At 48.8% G+C, this 728-nt stretch carries 1 protein-coding gene; it reads right to left on the reverse strand.

Annotation, left to right across the window (positions count from 1 at the left end; genetic code table 11):
* Positions 1–71: 71 nt before the first annotated feature.
* On the reverse strand, positions 72–380 hold the full coding sequence (locus FKW19_RS15130; protein WP_089178404.1) for a hypothetical protein: 309 nt from the start codon (positions 378–380) through the stop codon (positions 72–74).
* Between the last annotated feature and the right edge of the window lie 348 nt (positions 381–728).

Below are 728 nucleotides of genomic sequence, written 5' to 3' on the forward strand. Positions count from 1 at the left end.
AGATACGAGAAAACAGCAACGTCGTTCCTCGCCATCATCCACATCGCTGCCGCAGCAGACTGGATCAAGTCCTAACAGGCCCTAAAGCGTGCTGATAATTTCAAGACAGCTATAGTGACCTCATCAGAATGGCGCATCAGAACAACAAGGCTGGCACCGCTAGGGCCGTTGCGAGCACTCAACCAATTGCCTACTGTTCGTACATTAGCTCCTGTTAGTCGAGCGATATGTTTTATGTGTGCTGGCGTGCTTCCAAAATCTCGTCGGAGTGCATCCGCAATAATGTTTGCAAAGGCCGCTTCCGTATCAGCCGATGGATCCAGAGGAAATTTATTTCCTTTATCTGCGCGAAAATTTCGGTCCTTTTTTGTAAACGACATTCCACGTTCCTTTGCATTACAAAAACGATTGTCTGGATGCGATCGATTCAGATCGACCGCACCGTGATCGTGATGCAAAATGTGGGCGGGTTGCTTCTCCGTCTTGAAAGCATAGAGCTGGGGATGAGAGTGGAAGCAGTAGGAGCAACTATTCCGGTGCGGGCCGCCCAATATGTGCGGATGTCAACCGACCATCAAAAATACTCCACAGAAAATCAGGCGGAAATTATCGCTGCCTATGCTGGACGGAGGAATTTTCAGATGGAGGGATCGAAGAACCCTTGATTGATGTGCTTGGCCGGTAATTTCTGGGTTTTGGCGATTTGATTGACGGTTTTTGCGATGGCA

The sequence above is a fragment of the Acetobacter sp. DmW_125128 genome, from assembly GCF_008704325.1.
Classification (GTDB): Bacteria; Pseudomonadota; Alphaproteobacteria; order Acetobacterales; family Acetobacteraceae; genus Acetobacter; species Acetobacter oryzifermentans.

Excerpts from the sequence above, each read along its gene's own strand:
- FKW19_RS15130 (WP_089178404.1), bottom strand. The coding sequence starts at position 380 with ATGTCGTTTACAAAAAAGGACCGAAATTTTCGCGCAGATAAAGGAAAT.